The sequence below is a fragment of the Klebsiella sp. CD33 genome (assembly GCF_051992865.1).
Lineage (GTDB): Bacteria > Pseudomonadota > Gammaproteobacteria > Enterobacterales > Enterobacteriaceae > Klebsiella > Klebsiella pneumoniae.
On record NZ_CP197023.1, the window covers coordinates 3155654 to 3172126 of the forward strand.

At 57.8% G+C, this 16473-nt stretch carries 17 protein-coding genes; 1 reads left to right on the forward strand and 16 read right to left on the reverse strand.

The window, feature by feature from the left end; genetic code table 11:
- Positions 1–7 precede the first annotated feature (7 nt).
- Positions 8–2197, forward strand: a complete 2190-nt coding sequence (locus tag ACR809_RS15755; protein ID WP_122051417.1) for a TonB-dependent siderophore receptor — start codon at positions 8–10, stop codon at positions 2195–2197.
- Positions 2198–2254: 57 nt separating this feature from the next.
- Here ACR809_RS15755 and ACR809_RS15760 read toward each other — a convergent pair whose 3' ends face one another.
- The 16 genes from ACR809_RS15760 to acpP form a co-directional block, all read right to left on the reverse strand.
- On the reverse strand, positions 2255–2794 hold the full coding sequence (locus ACR809_RS15760) for a glycine zipper 2TM domain-containing protein (protein WP_002900781.1): 540 nt from the start codon (positions 2792–2794) through the stop codon (positions 2255–2257).
- A gap of 194 nt (positions 2795–2988) precedes the next feature.
- Positions 2989–4293, reverse strand: coding sequence for an NAD(P)/FAD-dependent oxidoreductase (locus ACR809_RS15765; protein ID WP_002900778.1), 1305 nt, complete (start codon positions 4291–4293; stop codon positions 2989–2991).
- A gap of 245 nt (positions 4294–4538) precedes the next feature.
- On the reverse strand, positions 4539–5081 hold the full coding sequence (gene ycfP / locus ACR809_RS15770; RefSeq protein WP_002900775.1) for an alpha/beta hydrolase YcfP: 543 nt from the start codon (positions 5079–5081) through the stop codon (positions 4539–4541).
- A 35-nt stretch (positions 5082–5116) separates the two neighbouring features.
- Positions 5117–6127, reverse strand: coding sequence for a beta-N-acetylhexosaminidase (nagZ, locus tag ACR809_RS15775; protein ID WP_004147935.1), 1011 nt, complete (start codon positions 6125–6127; stop codon positions 5117–5119).
- A 23-nt stretch (positions 6128–6150) separates the two neighbouring features.
- Positions 6151–6978 (reverse strand): thiamine kinase, encoded by an 828-nt coding sequence (gene thiK, locus ACR809_RS15780; RefSeq protein ID WP_101970361.1) that lies wholly within the window; start codon positions 6976–6978, stop codon positions 6151–6153.
- Positions 6959–7597, reverse strand: a complete 639-nt coding sequence (lpoB, locus tag ACR809_RS15785) for a penicillin-binding protein activator LpoB (RefSeq protein WP_014342994.1) — start codon at positions 7595–7597, stop codon at positions 6959–6961. The genes thiK and lpoB overlap by 20 nt, the downstream gene beginning before the upstream one ends.
- 21 nt (positions 7598–7618) lie before the next feature.
- A complete protein-coding gene (locus ACR809_RS15790; RefSeq protein WP_002900683.1) occupies positions 7619–7993 on the reverse strand; it encodes a YcfL family protein in 375 nt (124 codons plus the stop codon).
- A gap of 4 nt (positions 7994–7997) precedes the next feature.
- On the reverse strand, positions 7998–8354 hold the full coding sequence (gene hinT, locus ACR809_RS15795; protein WP_002900681.1) for a purine nucleoside phosphoramidase: 357 nt from the start codon (positions 8352–8354) through the stop codon (positions 7998–8000).
- Between the two features lie 261 nt (positions 8355–8615).
- A complete protein-coding gene (gene ptsG / locus ACR809_RS15800; RefSeq protein ID WP_122051418.1) occupies positions 8616–10049 on the reverse strand; it encodes a PTS glucose transporter subunit IIBC in 1434 nt (477 codons plus the stop codon).
- 296 nt (positions 10050–10345) lie between these two features.
- Positions 10346–11140: a metal-dependent hydrolase gene (locus ACR809_RS15805; protein WP_004140680.1), complete on the reverse strand. Its 795-nt coding sequence runs from the start codon at positions 11138–11140 to the stop codon at positions 10346–10348.
- A 10-nt stretch (positions 11141–11150) separates the two neighbouring features.
- Positions 11151–12155, reverse strand: coding sequence for a DNA polymerase III subunit delta' (gene holB / locus ACR809_RS15810; protein ID WP_122051419.1), 1005 nt, complete (start codon positions 12153–12155; stop codon positions 11151–11153).
- A complete protein-coding gene (gene tmk / locus ACR809_RS15815) occupies positions 12152–12793 on the reverse strand; it encodes a dTMP kinase (RefSeq protein WP_002900674.1) in 642 nt (213 codons plus the stop codon). Before tmk ends, holB begins: the two co-directional genes overlap by 4 nt.
- The gene (gene yceG / locus ACR809_RS15820) at positions 12783–13805 is read right to left on the reverse strand and encodes a cell division protein YceG (protein WP_004176577.1); all 1023 of its coding nucleotides are present in this window, start codon (positions 13803–13805) and stop codon (positions 12783–12785) included. Before yceG ends, tmk begins: the two co-directional genes overlap by 11 nt.
- 1 nt (position 13806) lies before the next feature.
- On the reverse strand, positions 13807–14616 hold the full coding sequence (pabC, locus tag ACR809_RS15825; protein WP_004140684.1) for an aminodeoxychorismate lyase: 810 nt from the start codon (positions 14614–14616) through the stop codon (positions 13807–13809).
- 125 nt (positions 14617–14741) lie between these two features.
- Positions 14742–15983 carry a beta-ketoacyl-ACP synthase II gene (gene fabF / locus ACR809_RS15830; RefSeq protein WP_002900666.1) on the reverse strand — a complete coding sequence of 414 codons (1242 nt, stop codon included), beginning with the start codon at positions 15981–15983 and terminating at the stop codon, positions 14742–14744.
- A gap of 89 nt (positions 15984–16072) precedes the next feature.
- Entirely contained in the window at positions 16073–16309 is a 237-nt protein-coding gene (gene acpP, locus ACR809_RS15835; protein WP_000103754.1) for an acyl carrier protein, read from the reverse strand.
- Positions 16310–16473 lie beyond the last annotated feature (164 nt).

Consider the following 16473-nt stretch of genomic DNA (forward strand, 5'->3'; position numbering starts at 1 on the left):
AATGGATATGAAAAAGCGCCTCTGGGTGCTCCACCCTCTGCTGCTGGCCAGCACGCTGCCTGCGCTGGCGGCTCAGTCTGATGAAGACAGCATCATCGTTAGCGCAAACCGCACCCATCGCACCGTGGCCGAAATGGCCCAAACCACCTGGGTCATTGAGGGCCAGGAGATTGAGCAGCAGGTCCAGGGCGGGAAAGAGTTCAAAGACGTGCTGGCGCAGATGATCCCCGGCATCGACGTCAGCAGCCAGGGGCGGACCAACTATGGGATGAACATGCGCGGGCGCGCGATCGTCGTGCTGATTGACGGCGTCCGGCTCAACTCCTCACGCACCGACAGCCGCCAGCTCGACGCCATCGATCCATTCAACATCGAACATATCGAAGTGATCTCCGGAGCGACCTCGCTGTACGGCGGGGGCAGTACCGGCGGGCTTATCAACATCGTTACCAAAAAGGGGCAGCAGGATCGTCAGGTCGATCTTGAGGTGGGCAGCAAGAGCGGTTTTGCGAACAGCAACGATCATGATGAGCGCGTCGCGGCGGCCGTCAGCGGCGGAACAGACCACGCATCCGGCCGCTTGTCGGTAGCCTATCAGCGTTTCGGCGGCTGGTACGACGGCAATAACGATGCGCTGATCCTCGATAATACCCAAACGGGGCTCCAGCACTCTGACCGCCTCGACGTAATGGGGACGGGGACGATTGAGATCGATGATAACCGCCAGCTGCAGCTGGTCACCCAGTATTATAAAAGCCAGGGCGATGATGACTACGGTCTGTGGCTCGGGAAGAACATGTCCGCGGTCACCAGCGGCGGCAAAGCGTATACCACCGACGGGCTCAATTCCGACCGTATCCCCGGCACCGAACGCCATCTGATCAGCCTCCAGTACTCCGATGCCGACTTTTTCGGCCAGAATCTGGTGAGCCAGGTGTACTATCGCGATGAGTCCCTCACCTTCTATCCGTTCCCGACGCTCACGAAAGGTCAGGTCAGTAGCTTCTCCTCGTCGCAGCAGGATACCGATCAGTATGGGGCCAAGCTGACCCTCAACAGTCAACCGCTGACGGGGTGGGATCTCACCTGGGGTCTCGACGCCGATCATGAGACCTTTAATGCCAACCAGATGTTCTTCGATCTGCCACAATCGATGGCCTCCGGCGGGTTGCACAACGAATCGATCTACACAACCGGCCGCTACCCGGGATACAGTATTTCCAATGTCGCGCCATTCCTGCAGTCCAGCTACGATCTGAACGATATCTTTACCGTCAGCGGCGGGGTACGCTACCAGTGGACCGAAAACCGGGTCGACGACTTTGTCGGCTACGCCCAGCAGCAGGATATCGCCAACGGCAAAGCGCGCTCCGCCGACGCCATCAAAGGCGGCAAAACCGATTATGACAATTTCCTGTTTAACGCCGGGATCGTGGCCCACCTGACCGAGCGTCAACAAACCTGGTTTAACTTCTCGCAGGGCGTCGAGCTACCGGACCCTGGTAAATACTATGGCATCGGTAAATATGGCGCTGCGGTGAATGGTCATCTGCCGCTGATCTCCAGCGTCAACGTCGATGACTCGCCGCTGCAGGGGATCAAAGTTAACTCGTATGAGCTGGGCTGGCGCTACACCGGCGATAACCTGCGCACCCAGCTGGCGGCGTACTACTCGACCTCGGATAAGACCATTGTCGTCAACCGCACCGACATGACCATCGACGTTCAGTCCGACAAACGGCGTATTTACGGCGTTGAGGGGGCGGTCGACTACTTTATTCCGGATAGCGACTGGAGCGTCGGCGGTAACTTTAACGTGCTGAAATCCCAGGTGCAGACCGACGGCCGCTGGCAAAAATGGGACGTCACCCTCGCCTCGCCGTCAAAAGCCACCGCCTGGGTGGGCTGGGCGCCGGATCCGTGGAGCCTGCGCGTGCAGAGTCAGCAGGTATTTGACCTCAGCGATGCCGCCGGCAACAAGCTGGAAGGCTATAACACCGTCGATTTTATCGGTAGTTACGCGCTGCCGGTGGGGAAACTGACCTTCAGTATCGAAAACCTGCTTAACGAAGACTATGTCACTATCTGGGGCCAGCGCGCGCCGCCGCTCTACAGCCCAACCTACGGCAGTTCATCGCTGTATGAGTACAAAGGTCGTGGCCGCACCTTTGGTCTGAACTACGCCTTAACCTTCTGATAAAAAAAGCCCCTCAGCCTGAGCGATTGAGGGGCTAATCACTACACAAATCTGTTTTTAGATTTTGTTGTTCAGGACCAGCTGGCCGTTGTTGTCCAGCGGGATCTGGCTGCCGGGATCGTGATCCATGCGGATTTTCCCCTGCTGATCGCCTATCTTATAGGTCACATCGTAGCCAAGCATTTTATCGGATTTGTCATACACCGTTTTGCAGCGCTGCTGGGTGGTGGTGTAGGTATCGTTGTCCTGCATTGCGCCCTGGATCTGGTTGCCTGCATAGCCGCCGCCCAGCGCACCTACGACCGTCGCCACGCTGCGTCCGTGACCGCCGCCAAACTGGTGGCCAATCACCCCGCCCGCCACCGCGCCCAGCACCGAACCGGCGATGCGGTTTTCATCCTGTACCGGACGACGATGAGTCACCGTGACATTGCGGCATTCCTGACGCGGCGTTTTCACGGTTTCTTTAATCGGTGTACTGGAGACCACTTGCGCATACTGCGGGCCGCGATCCAACACGTTGAGACCAGCGACAGCTGCAACGCCCAGCGCGGCAGCCACGCCTATCCCTATACCCGCCAACATAGATTTATTCACGGGAGTTCCTCCTTTGTTGCTGTTGATACAATTTTGCAACCGGAGCCGGGAGGGCGCAAATCAGATAGCGGATGAAAAGTGCGAGAATTCGCTGCAAATCAAAGGGATTCAGAGGATTCCGAGCGGGATCTCTGCGGTTCCAGCAGAAGAGCCCGGAGGCGCCCTCAGAGCGCGCCTCCGGGTCGCGACAGCGATTAGTGCAGCTTCAGGCGCGGGCGAATGATGCGGTTGATGCGCCCGACCAGCATCATCAGGCCGGTCTTGAAGTAACCATGCAGGGCAATCTGGTGCATACGGTACAGGGAGATGTACACGAAGCGCGCAATGCGCCCTTCCACCATCATCGAACCGCGCATCAGGTTACCCATCAGGCTGCCGACGGTGGAGTAATTTGACAGCGACACCAGCGAGCCATGGTCTTTATAGGTGTATGCCTTCAGCGGTTTGCCTTTCATCTGCGCCAGGATGTTGTTCAGCGCGCAAGTAGCCATCTGGTGCGCCGCCTGGGCCCGCGGAGGCACAAAGCCGCCTTCCGGACGGGCGCAGGAGGCGCAGTCGCCGATGGCGAAAATATCCGCATCGCGGGTAGTCTGCAGCGTCGGCTCGACCACCAGCTGATTGATACGGTTGGTTTCGAGGCCGCCGATCTCTTTCATGAAATCTGGCGCTTTGATCCCCGCCGCCCAGACCATTAGATCCGCCTCAATATATTCGCCATCTTTAGTGTGCAGGCCGCCCGCATCCGCGCTGGTGACCATGGTCTGCGTCAGAACCCGTACGCCCAGCTTAGTCAGCTCATTATGCGCTGCCCCGGAAATGCGCGGCGGCAGCGCAGGCAGAATGCGCTCGCCCGCCTCGACCAGCGTGACGTTCAGCGCTTCGTTGGTCAGCCCTTTGTAGCCGTAGCTGTGCAGCTGTTTCACCGCATTGTGCAACTCAGCGGAGAGCTCCACGCCGGTGGCGCCGCCGCCGACGATGGCGATATTTACTTTACCGTTAGCGCCGAGGTTAGCAGAGTATTTAAGGAACAGGTTGAGCATTTCCTGATGGAAGCGACGCGCCTGGTGCGGGTTGTCGAGGAAAATGCAGTTCTCTTTTACGCCAGGGGTATTAAAGTCATTCGAGGTACTGCCCAACGCCATGACCAGCGTGTCGTACGGCAGTTTACGCTCAGCCACCAGCAGCTCGCCTTTTTCATTGCGCAGCTCGCCGAGGGTGATGGTTTTCCCTTCGCGGTTGATATCAACCACCGAGCCCAGCTGGAACTGGAAACCGTGGTTGCGGGCATGGGCCAGATAGCTCAGCGCATCAACGCCTTCATCCAGAGAACCGGTGGCCACTTCGTGCAGCAGCGGCTTCCACAGATGGCTGTGGTTACGGTCCACCAGGGTGATTTTCGCTTTCTTATGGCGCCCTAACTTTCTCCCCAGCTGAGTTGCCAGTTCCAGTCCGCCAGCGCCGCCACCCACAATTACGATTTTTTTCAATGGCGTAGTCATGTGTACCCCTAAAATTATTAACCAATTGTTAAATAAAAGTTATTGAAATAGCCTTTATTTAACAACAAGTTACGTTAATGAAACCATTCAGCACTGTCGAGAATACCATGAACGGTGCATTGGTCATACCAAAATTGATGTGCATCAAGTTTTGTCGCGTATTTTTTCAGCGAAACCAATAAGTGTAGACATGAAAAAACCCGCGTGGTGAACCCGACGCGGGTTTGGGAACAAGGGAAAAGCAGTTAGCCGAGGGTTTTAAACGCTTTCAGCCGCTGCAGATGCGGCGAGATATTTTTAAACTTATGGGTCTGCTCTTCATCCCAGATAATTTCATAATAGTGGTGCAGGAGATCGGCGGAACGCTGGCTGTCCAACGCCTCGTCCTGGCGGGAAAGCACCACCAGGCAGCGATCGCGGTTCTTCTCGCGGAAGTTGGTCACGCACTTGGTGGCGATGTCAGCATACTCTTCCGGTCGGTCGATTTTGCCTTCCATGTTCTCATGCGGAAACAGGTTTGGATTGAACACCGCCTGGCGGATATCGCACAGAAAACCAATCCGCTCCGCCCAGTAGCCGCCAAGGCCGACGCCGCAGATCAGCGGCCGGTCATCGGCAGTGAGCTGCAGCATTTTATCGACCTCTTTCAGCAAATGCTGCATATCGTGCTTGGGATGCCGCGTGCTGTAGCTAATCAACCGCACGTCCGGGTCGATAAACTGCAGCTGCATCACCTTCTCATGGTTACCGGGGCTGTTCGAGTCAAAACCGTGTAAATAGATAATCATCGCATCCTCACCAGACAACAACGCCCCGTAGAGCGTTACGCGGACTTCGCCTCTTGCCAGCGCGCATGAAGCTGCTCCAGCTGGGCACTCACCGTTTTCCAACGGGCTGAATCCCTTAACTCCTGACGGGAAAAGGAACCTTTATGATACAATTTCGTAACACGCTCTGCTTTGATCGGCGACAGGTTATCCAGCACACTGACCGCGCCTTTACGATTATTGCAGACGAGGATCATATCGCAACCGGCGTCGAGCGATGCCTGACCGCGTTCGGCATAGCTGCCCATGATCGCCGCCCCTTCCATCGACAGATCGTCGGAGAAAATCACCCCGTCAAAGCCCAGTTCGCCGCGCAGCACCGTTTTCAGCCAGTACGCCGAGCCGCTGGCCGGACGCGGATCGAGCTCCGGGTAAATCACATGCGCCGGCATAATGGCGTCCAGACGCTGCTCGGCGATAAGGCTTTTGAACACCGCCATATCATGGTCGCGGATAACCGATGCCGCCCGCGGATCGAACGGCGTCTCTTTGTGCGAATCGGCAGTCACCGCCCCGTGTCCCGGGAAGTGTTTGCCGGTGGTTTTCATGCCCGCGGCGTGCATCCCGTCAATGAAGTGACGCGCCATCGTCAGCGCTTTCTGCGGATCTTCATGATAAGAACGTTCGCCGATTGCGGCGCTGATATGGCCGACGTCCAGCACTGGCGCAAAACTAATATCGATATCCATGGCGATCATTTCGCTGGCCATCAGCCAGCCGGCTTCGGCGGCCAGTTTGCCCCCCTCTTCCATCCCCAGCAGCGCGGCGAAAGACTGGGCCGCCGGTAAACGGGTAAACCCTTCGCGGAAACGCTGAACCCGCCCCCCTTCCTGATCGACCGCCACCACCAGGTGGTTCCGGGAGGCGTCGCGGATCTGGCGCACCAGCTCGCGCAGCTGCGCCGGATCGTGATAATTTCGGGTAAAGAGGATCAACCCTCCCACCAGCGGATGCGCCAGAATTTCTCGCTCTTCCGCATCCAGCTCATACCCTTCGACATCCAACATCACTGGGCCCACACTGACCTCTCTTATCCTTTACGTTCGTTGTCTAACTGACACCATGTTTCATCTGCCAGCGTGATAAATTGCCGGTCCCCGCTCTGCCGCCAGCGCATTTCATACCAGCCCGCCATCAACAGCAGTACCCACGGGCGCCAGAGTACAACCTGCCGCCAAAGCAGCTGCGCGTCGATGGCCGCCCGCCGGGCATACGCTTCTACCAGCCGACGGCGCTCGCCAGGCGTGATCCACACCGCGGCCAGCTCCAGCGCGATATCGCCATCGCCGGCATATTCCCAGTCGATCAGCCTCAGGCCGGACTCATTATGAATAATATTGCCAGCATGGACGTCCATGTGCAGCGGCGCCAGCCGCAGGGGACGGGGCTCGCCCTGGCGGCGCAGCCGCTGATGCCAGCGCAGCCAACGCGGCTTGCGCCGCGCCGGATCGCACCTCTGCCAGTACTGGGCCAGCAGTGGTGTGAGGCTAACCCGCCAGCCAAACCGCGGTTGCTGATGCAAATCATACAATAAGCCTGACAGCTGCGGGGAGGCCGGTAACTCGCTTTTCACCTCCCCTGTGCAATACTCCACCACCATCCAGCAGGGTGAGTAAAACAGCGGGGTTGGCGCCAGCCTGGCAGGCAGTCGGCGGAGTGTGTGATACTGACGGCGAAAATAGTAAGTGCCGGCAGACGGATCGTGCGGCTGACGCAGCACGTGCCGCCGGTCGCCGTCGCTGATAATCACACTGCCGCCGCTGAGGCCACTCTGGCTCAGCGAGGCGACAGGATGATAATGGGGAAAGAAGCGCGACAAGAGCTCGTCGCGCGTTAGCTTATTGTTGCTGAACAGCACCTTTACCTGACCAGATAATCTCACCGGTTTGCACCAGCATGAGCTGCATTTTCAGCTCAGGCGCGTTGACGTTGCCGGTGGCATTGGAGTAAAGCACATACTGCGCGCCCACGTTGCGGGCGATGCCCATGGCTTTGCTGCGGCTGCCGAGGCTGTCCTGCGGCGACAGGCCCAGCTGCTGCTTGGCGACCGCCAGCTGCTGCGCCGATACCAGGGTAAATTTGCCGTTACCGGCCAGCGCACTACGTAGCGCAGTGGTGGCTTCTCCAGCATTCAGCGAACCGTTGGTGCGGTTGTTCACGCTGTCAACCAGCAGAATACTGCCGGCATTGACCCCACTCGCCTGCAGCATCTGCCCCACCAGCGGCTGAACCGCGCCGTTCCAGTCATAATGACGCACGCGCGGCGCCGGCTGACCCGACTGCTGATCCTGATGCTCAATCGGCCCAGGCTGCGCCGGGACAGAGGGCACCGCCGGTACGGTCGGCACCGTGGGCTGCGGCTGCGCAGGCTGCTGCGGCTGCGGTTTGGCCTCTTCTACCGGCGCGGGCTGCTCCCGCAACCCCGCACAGCCTGCGAGGAATATCGCCAGTGCTGTGATTAACGCATAGCGACACATTTTCATCATTATAATTACCCCTTACAGATAAAGATAAAGGCGGGCCTTATGCGCCCCCAGGATATTGGCGCTGCCATATAACGTGACCGAGGAGCGGGCCGGTACCACGATGGTGCGCGGCGCGTCCAGCGGATGCATCTCCAGCCCTCGGGCGTCATACCAGAAAAAACGATAGTGCACGGTAACCGGCTGCTGGCGCTCGTTATATAGCGTTGAGGAGGCGGTAGCCTGAATCTCTGTCGCCACGACGGCAGGCTCGCTGGCGCTGATCCCCGCCGCCAGCACGCTCGACTCCATCACCAGCGCCTGCTGGTCAGAAACCGGGATCTCCGGGTGTGAACTACACCCGGCGAGTAGCCCCGCCGCCAGACACGCGCCCAAAAGGGTCCTGAGCATGACGTTAGCCTTTGTGCGCCAGCATCGGGCCAAGCGGACGACCGCCCAGCAGATGCATATGGATATGGTACACTTCCTGGCCGCCGTGGCGGTTGCAGTTGACGATCAACCGATAGCCATCGTCGGCAAGACCTTCATCGCGGGCGATCTTCGCCGCGACGGTCATCATCCGGCCCAGCGCCAGCTCATGTTCAGCGGTGACGTCATTTACGGTAGGAATCAGAACATTCGGGACAATCAGAATATGGGTGGGCGCCTGCGGGGAGATGTCGCGAAAAGCGGTCACAAGCTCATCCTGATAGACAATATCCGACGGGATCTCCCGGCGAATGATTTTGCTGAAAATCGTTTCTTCTGCCATGACTGATTCCTTATAAGTTTTATCCCGTGCGCTGGCCTGCTTCTGCAGATAAACGCGGACGCACAGGTTCCGCTAAGAGTATGAGCGACATTCTCCCTCTCTTTCAACCTGAAAGCTCTTTTTCTTATTCAACTATAGACTTAGCTGCTGAGGGAATAAGCATATGGCGGACTGTTTTCAGGGTTATCGCTTGTGGGGCACCGACTTTAGCGCATAAAAAAGGCAGCCAGTTGGCTGCCTTAGTCTCCCCGATACTACGTCTTAACTGTTACGGATGTACTCATCCATTTCAGTTTTCAGGTTATCGGACTTGGTACCGAAGATGGCCTGTACGCCAGAACCTGCCACTACCACGCCAGCGGCGCCCAGTTTTTTCAGGCCAGCCTGGTCAACTTTCGCTACATCCGCCACGCTAACACGCAGACGAGTAATACATGCGTCGAGGTTGGTGATGTTCTCTTTACCGCCGAAAGCGGCGACCAGAGCCGGAGCCATCTCGCTGGTGGCGCCAGCTTTGCTCTCTTCGGTGGTGTCTTCACGACCCGGAGTTTTCAGATCCAGGGCTTTAATCAGCACACGGAAAATGACGTAGTACACGATCGCATAGCAGATACCAACAATCGGGAACAGCCACAGCTTGCTGCTGTTACCGGACAGCACGATAAAGTCGATCAGGCCGTGAGAGAACGAGGTACCGTCACGCATACCCAGCAGGATACAGATCGGGAACGCCAGGCCCGCCAGAATGGCATGGATAACGTACAGGATCGGCGCCACGAACATGAACGAGAACTCGATCGGCTCGGTGATACCGGTCAGGAACGAGGTCAGCGCGGCGGAGATCATGATACCGCCCACTTTGGCGCGGTTTTCCGGTTTAGCAGAGTGCCAAATCGCGATAGCCGCTGCCGGCAGACCATACATTTTGAACAGGAAGCCGCCAGACAGTTTGCCCGCCGTCGGGTCGCCTGCCATGTAGCGCGGGATATCGCCGTGGAACACCTGACCAGCCGCGTTGGTGTATTCGCCGATCTGCATCTGGAAAGGAACGTTCCAGATGTGATGCAGACCAAACGGCACCAGGCAACGTTCGATGAAACCGTAGATACCAAACGCCACCACTGGGTTCTGATAAGCAGCCCACTGGGAGAAGGTTTGGATCGCGGAGCCGATCGGCGGCCAAATGAAGGAGAGGATCACGCCGGTGAAGATAGCGGCCAGACCAGAGATAATCGGCACAAATCGCTTGCCCGCAAAGAAGCCGAGATATTCTGGCAGCTTGATGCGATAGAAGCGGTTGAACATGTAGGCGGCGATAGCACCGGAGATAATACCGCCAAGCACGCCGGTATCAGCAAGGTGTTTTGCCGCAATCTCGTCAGCAGGTAAATGCAGCACCAGCGGCGCAACAACCGCCATGGTTTTCACCATGATGCCGTAAGCCACGACTGCAGCCAGTGCGGATACACCGTCGTTATTGGTGAAGCCGAGGGCCACACCGATAGCGAAGATCAGCGGCATATTGGCGAAAACTGAACCGCCTGCTTCTGCCATAACGTGGGAGGCCACGGCTGGCAGCCAGCTGAAGTTAGCGGAACCGACGCCCAGCAGGATACCTGCGATAGGCAGTACGGATACCGGCAGCATCAGCGATTTACCGACCTTCTGCAGGTTAGCAAATGCATTCTTAAACATAATTGAGAGTGCTCCTGAGTATTTGGTACTTTTTTACGCTTTCACGCATTGGCCCGGGGGGAGAACCGTGCCGTGGACAGGACATCTAAGCGCCCTTTATTTATTACACAGAGTAAAATAATTAACGGGATGATTGTTTGACGGCTATCACGTTTCAATCAGCCTTCCGGTAAAAATTTACATCAACTTACATAAATTGTATCCAGATGTTGCTAAAAAACCTTCACCGCCACTTTTGTGGCGGTGAACTTTACTCGCTTTGGCTATTAATTACGAGCCTTAAAATAATAAGCAGATCAAGCAGGTTGCAAACGGGCGGGGTCGATGTGGAACAGGGTGGCAAAATTGTCGGTGGTCTGCTGAGCCAGCTGCTCAAGCGACACCCCCTTCAGTACCGCCATATACTCGGCAACGTCACGGACCAGCGCCGGCTGGTTCTCTTTGCCGCGGTGGGGGACCGGCGCCAGGTACGGCGAATCGGTTTCAACCAGCAGGCGATCCAGCGGCACGTAGCGCGCCGCATCACGCAGCTGCTCGGCGTTACGAAAAGTGACGATACCGGAAAACGAGATATAGAACCCCATATCGAGCAGCTTGCCCGCTGTCTCCCTGTCCTCAGTGAAACAGTGTAGTACGCCACCGCAATCCGTCACCTTTTCTTCGCGCAAAATAGCCAGAGTATCGGCACGCGCGTCACGGGTATGGACGATCACCGGCTTATTGAGCTCACGGCCGATACGAATGTGGTCGCGGAACGAGCTTTGCTGTTGGGCTTTAGTTTCCGGGGTATAAAAATAATCCAGACCGGTCTCCCCCATCGCCACGACGCCCTCTTCCGCTGCCAGCGCGCGCAGGGTCTCTACCTCCCAGGGCTCGTCCTGGTTTAATGGGTGTACGCCACAGGAGAAGACGACGTTGTCACGCGTCCCCACCAGTTCGCGCATACTGCGGTAGCCAGGCAGCGTCGTGGCGACGGCGAGGCAAAATTTCACATCGCGTGCGGCCGCTTTTGCCAGCACGTCGTCGACGTTTTTGTGTAGAGTTTGATAATCCAGACCATCAAGATGGCAGTGGGAGTCGACTAAAAACATAATGTCTCACTCAGAGGTGGGAGGCGGGTAAACCCGTCCCGGGTTGCAGGTAATGTTCCCAGCGCAGCAGGCGCTCGGTAAGCAGCAGTTCGCGGTTGACACCGACAACGTTGAGCAATTGCTCGCGGCAGGTACAGACGTCATGGGCAATCGCCTGCAGCCGGGCGGCGGGCAGGCTGTGCGCCAGCTGCTCCAGCAGCGGCCAGACGTCAGGGTTACTCACCAGGGTAATCCCCTGCTGTCGTTTTTGCGCATCGACCAGTAGCGACGCCAGCCAGTGCAGGCGAACCGCCGCCTGTTCATGATTGAGTATCGGCAGCAGCGCCAGCCAGTCACCGCTCGCCAGGGTAGCCGCCAGCGCCTGACACAACTGCTGCCGCGCCGTCCACAGCGGTTCCTGTAACAGTTCGAGCGCCGCAGCCGGCGCGCTGGCGCACAGGCGTAACGCGGTCAACAATGACTCCTGCGGCAGGCTCACCTCACGCTCCAGCCAGGCCAGAGCATAAGGCTCAGACGGCGGCGCCAGATGATGCAGGCGACAGCGGCTGCGCAGAGTGGTCAGCAGACGCGCCGGCTCCTCGCAGGCGAGGAAGAACCAGGTATTCTCCGGGGGCTCCTCCAGCGTTTTCAGCAACGCGTTGGCGGCGGCATCGGTCAGCAAGGCAGCATCGCTAATCCAGACCACTTTTGCCCCACCAAGGCGCGCATGTTCATAGAGCTTTTCATTGACATCGCGCACCGCGTCAATACCCAGCGCGCTCTTGCCCTTCTCGGGGCTGAGCGCATAGTAATCGGGGTGCGTGCCGGCCTGCATCAGCTGACAGCTATGGCAGTGGCCGCAGCTTTTATGTCCTTCGGGCTGGCGGCACATCAGGAAGCGGCACAGCGCGTAAATCAACGCCTCGCCGCCCATCCCGTTCAGGGACTGTAACAGTAAGGCGTGGTGGCCTCGTCCGGCCTGATAGCTACCGACCAGTTGCTCGAACGAGGGGCGCAGCCACGGATACCATTTCATGCCGCTTGCTCCGCCATCCACTGGGCGATCGTGGCGCGAATGTCGCGCGCCACGGCATCCAGCGGCTGAGTTGCGTCAACCGTGCGGATAGAAGGATCGGCGGCGGCCAGCTCAAGATAGCGCGCGCGGGTACGGTTGAAAAAGTTCATGGACTCCTGCTCAATGCGATCCAGCTCGCCGCGGGCCCGGGCGCGCTGCAGCCCCACTTCCGGCGTGACGTCGAGATACAGCGTCAGATTGGGGCGAAAATCACCGAGTACCGCGTCGCGCAGCGTCGCCAGCATCGTGCGGTCAATTCCCCGGCCGCCGCCCTGATAGGCCTGCGTCGACAGATCGTGACGATCGCCGATCACCCACTGGCCGCGGGCCAGCGCGGGCTTAATCACGGTCTCCACCAACTGGACGCGCGCCGCGTAAAACATCAGCACTTCCGCTTTATCGTTAATCACTTCATCGCCCGTGGACTGGATATCCAGCACCAGGCTACGCAGTTTTTCGGCAAGGATTGTGCCCCCCGGCTCGCGGGTAAACACCATATCGTGAATACCCGCCGACTGCAGCGTCTCCACCACCAGTTGACGTGCGGTGGTCTTCCCGGCGCCCTCCAGCCCCTCGATGACGATATAGTTACTGCGCATTTTTTTCCTTAAGTACTTTCAGATAATCCTGCACCGCACGGTTATGACTGACCAGGTTTGTGGTAAACGTATGGCCCCCCTTCCCGTCGGCGACGAAATAAAGATATGGCGTTTTCGCCGGATGGGCGGCCGCCTTCAGCGAGGCCTCGCCCGGCACCGCGATAGGGCCCGGCGGCAAACCGCTGATGGTATAAGTATTGTATGCGGTCGGCGTCTCGAGATCCTTACGCGTTAACTTACCAGTATATCCTTCGCCCATCCCGTAGATTACGGTCGGATCGGTCTGCAAGCGCATACCGATGCGCAGGCGGTTGATAAATACCGACGCGACGCGGTCGCGCTCTTCCGCTACCGCGGTCTCTTTTTCAATAATCGAGGCCATGGTCAACAGCTGGTTCTGATCGGCATAGGGCAGATTCTCCATCCGTCCTTCCCAGACCTTCGCCACTTCGGCGACCATTTTCTGATGCGCGCGCTTGAGGATGGCGATATCGCTGGTGTTGGCGGTGTACATCCAGGTATCCGGCCAGAACCAGCCCTCTACCCAGTCGGCATGCTCAAGACCTAATGCCTTAGCCACCGTCGCGTAGCTATCGTCTTCAAGCGTGTGCTTCACGTACGGGGCATCGCGCAGCTGGCGCAGGTAGTCGCTGACGCGCATGCCTTCGACAAAGCGCAGCGGAAACTGCGCCTCTTTGCCGCTGGCCAGCAGCTGCAACATCTCGCGCACCGTCATTTGCGGCGTGAAGCGATAGGTCCCGGCCTTGAAGTGCGACAGCTCAGGTTCCACCCGTAGCAGCCACTGGAAAACGCGCGGGCGATTGATCACCTTCTCGCGATAGAGATCCTGGCCCAGCGCCAGCCGGCCGGTGCCGGCTTCGAGGGTAAAGATGGTCTCTTCCTTAATCAGCAGCTTGCTGTCCGCCAGCTGGCGTACCTTCCACATGCCTGCCGCCGCGGCGATGCCCAACAGCACGACCAGCAACAGGATAAAACGTAACATTTTCTTCATACTAACCAGACAGCTCACACAAAGGGGCTAAAAAATGGTAAAGCTCACGCGAGGACCAGGTGGTCTCCTCCCAGCGGCGAACCGGCACCAGCGGCATCAGCGCATTGCAGATCAGCACTTCATCGGCCTCCCGCAACGTCTCGGGACGCGCTGTCACTTCGACAACGCGAAACGTCGATGGTGCCAGCTGCGCGATACAGCGCTGCCGCATAATGCCGTTGACCCCGGCATAATCGAGTCGCGGAGTAAATACATCACGTCCCTGACGCCAGAATAAATTCGCGGCACAGCATTCCGTAAGCCACCCGTCACTGTCAAGGACCAGCGCCTCATCGGCGTCCGTCTGCTCAAGATGAGAGCGGATCAGCACCTGCTCAAGGCGATTAAGGTGCTTCAGGCCGGCAAGCCAGGAGTTGCGCCCCAGGGGCACCGGACTCTGGGTCAGAGTAATGCCCTCCTCCCGCCAGCGCGCATAATGCGCCGGGAATGGAGAGAAGCTGAGAATGCGAGTGGGCGACACGCAGCCTGCCGTACTGTATCCCCTTCCCCCAACGCCGCGGGTGAGAGTCACCTTGAGCACGCCCTGCGCGTGCGGCCGAGCCAGACGCTGCATCTCTTCGCTCAGCGTCAGCCAGTCGTTAAATGGGATATGTAATTTTTCACAGGTTGTCTGTAAACGCTGCAGATGGGCGTCCAGTAGCGCAACCTGCCCTTGCTGGATGCGGGCGGTGGTAAAACAGCCGTCGCCAAACTGGATGGCGCGATCGTTCGCTGCCAACGTGTCCTGTACAACGCCGTTTATCAAGAACATAAAGGACTCCTTTTCACTGGTCGGTCAGTGTGTCAGGACCCAGAGCAGAGAACAAGGGGAGAAAGCTGAATAAAAAAGGCCCGACGAACGGGCCTTTTGTTAAAGCAGTACCGGGGCAAGCCCTGTCACACTTTTTTGAAGATCAGCGAACCGTTAGTGCCGCCAAAGCCGAAGGAGTTGCACAGGGTGTACTCCATACCGGAAACCTGACGCGCTTCGTGTGGAACGAAGTCGAGGTCGCAGCCTTCATCCGGGTTGTCGAGGTTGATCGTCGGCGGAACCGCCTGATCGCGCAGCGCCAGGATAGAGTAAATCGACTCTACCGCCCCTGCCGCACCCAGCAGATGCCCGGTCATGGATTTGGTAGAGCTCACCAGTACGCGGCTCGCCGCATCACCGAAGACAGACTTAACCGCCTGCGCTTCCGCTTTATCGCCAGCCGGCGTCGAGGTGCCGTGGGCGTTGACGTAGCCGATCTGGCCCGGTTCGATGCCCGCATCGCGAATAGCATTCACCATTGCCAGCGCGGCGCCCGCGCCATCTTCCGGCGGTGACGTCATGTGGTAAGCATCGCTGCTCATGCCGAAGCCAACGATCTCGGCGTAGATTTTGGCGCCGCGTTTTTTGGCATGCTCGTACTCTTCCAGCACCACCATACCCGCGCCGTCTCCCAGCACGAAGCCGTCACGATCTTTATCCCACGGACGGCTCGCCGCCTGCGGGTTGTCATTGCGCGTGGAGAGCGCACGCGCCGCGCCGAAGCCGCCCACGCCAAGCGGGGTGCTGGCTTTTTCCGCGCCGCCTGCCACCATCGCATCGGCATCGCCATAGGCGATGATGCGCGCGGCCTGGCCGATGTTGTGCACGCCTGAAGTACACGCGGTCGCGATAGAGATACTTGGCCCACGCAGACCAAACATGATGGTCAGATGTCCGGCCACCATGTTAACAATTGTGGAAGGAACGAAGAATGGGCTGATCTTGCGCGGTCCGCCGTTAACCAGCGAACTGTGGTTTTCTTCGATCAAGCCGAGACCGCCGATACCGGAGCCGATAGCGGCGCCAATACGGGTTGCATTCTCTTCCGTCACTTCAAGGCCAGAATCCTGCATGGCCTGAACGCCAGCGACAATTCCATATTGAATGAAGGCATCCATCTTGCGCTGTTCTTTGCGCGAGATAATGTCATCACAGTTAAAATCCTTTACTAAGCCAGCAAATTTCGTTGCATAGGCGCTAGTATCGAAATGGTCGATCAGGCTGATGCCACTCTGACCGGCAAGGAGAGCTTTCCAGGTAGACTCTACGGTATTGCCGACAGGAGACAACATGCCCAGTCCGGTCACAACTACACGACGCTTAGACACGTTTGTCCTCCAGGGAGGGAAAATAGATTCTTGTGGGACAAAAAAAAGATAAAACTCAGGCGGTCGAATGACCGCCTGGAGATGTTCACTTACGCCTGGTGGCCGTTGATGTAATCAATGGCAGCCTGAACGGTGGTGATTTTCTCAGCTTCTTCGTCCGGAATCTCAGTATCAAACTCTTCTTCCAGAGCCATTACCAGCTCAACGGTGTCAAGAGAATCAGCGCCCAGGTCTTCAACGAAGGAAGCATTGTTGGTAACTTCTTCCTGCTTAACGCCCAGCTGCTCGCCGATAATTTTCTTAACGCGTTCTTCGATAGTGCTCATACTCTTAAATTTCCTATCAAAACTCGCTTTCGCGATGGTTTTCGTAGTGTATAAAATGTTGAAAAATTTGCAACTAAATCCCGGCAGGTCTTACCACGATTTTGCGCTATTTTGAGGCCGTTTGCCCTAAGAACGCAAATCTTTTCGCACAAAACCGCACAGAG

What these genes read in the sequence shown, in the direction of transcription:
- ycfP (WP_002900775.1), bottom strand. Translation starts at nt 5,081, where the DNA reads ATGATTATCTATTTACACGGTTTTGACTCGAACAGCCCCGGTAACCAT.
- ptsG (WP_122051418.1), bottom strand. Translation starts at nt 10,049, where the DNA reads ATGTTTAAGAATGCATTTGCTAACCTGCAGAAGGTCGGTAAATCGCTG.
- pabC (WP_004140684.1), bottom strand. Translation starts at nt 14,616, where the DNA reads ATGTTCTTGATAAACGGCGTTGTACAGGACACGTTGGCAGCGAACGAT.
- ACR809_RS15790 (WP_002900683.1), bottom strand. Translation starts at nt 7,993, where the DNA reads ATGCTCAGGACCCTTTTGGGCGCGTGTCTGGCGGCGGGGCTACTCGCC.
- acpP (WP_000103754.1), bottom strand. Translation starts at nt 16,309, where the DNA reads ATGAGCACTATCGAAGAACGCGTTAAGAAAATTATCGGCGAGCAGCTG.
- ACR809_RS15755 (WP_122051417.1), top strand. Translation starts at nt 8, where the DNA reads ATGAAAAAGCGCCTCTGGGTGCTCCACCCTCTGCTGCTGGCCAGCACG.
- lpoB (WP_014342994.1), bottom strand. Translation starts at nt 7,597, where the DNA reads ATGTGTCGCTATGCGTTAATCACAGCACTGGCGATATTCCTCGCAGGC.
- ACR809_RS15765 (WP_002900778.1), bottom strand. Translation starts at nt 4,293, where the DNA reads ATGACTACGCCATTGAAAAAAATCGTAATTGTGGGTGGCGGCGCTGGC.
- holB (WP_122051419.1), bottom strand. Translation starts at nt 12,155, where the DNA reads ATGAAATGGTATCCGTGGCTGCGCCCCTCGTTCGAGCAACTGGTCGGT.
- hinT (WP_002900681.1), bottom strand. Translation starts at nt 8,354, where the DNA reads ATGGCAGAAGAAACGATTTTCAGCAAAATCATTCGCCGGGAGATCCCG.
- tmk (WP_002900674.1), bottom strand. Translation starts at nt 12,793, where the DNA reads ATGCGCAGTAACTATATCGTCATCGAGGGGCTGGAGGGCGCCGGGAAG.
- nagZ (WP_004147935.1), bottom strand. Translation starts at nt 6,127, where the DNA reads ATGTTGGATGTCGAAGGGTATGAGCTGGATGCGGAAGAGCGAGAAATT.
- yceG (WP_004176577.1), bottom strand. Translation starts at nt 13,805, where the DNA reads ATGAAGAAAATGTTACGTTTTATCCTGTTGCTGGTCGTGCTGTTGGGC.
- ACR809_RS15805 (WP_004140680.1), bottom strand. Translation starts at nt 11,140, where the DNA reads ATGTTTTTAGTCGACTCCCACTGCCATCTTGATGGTCTGGATTATCAA.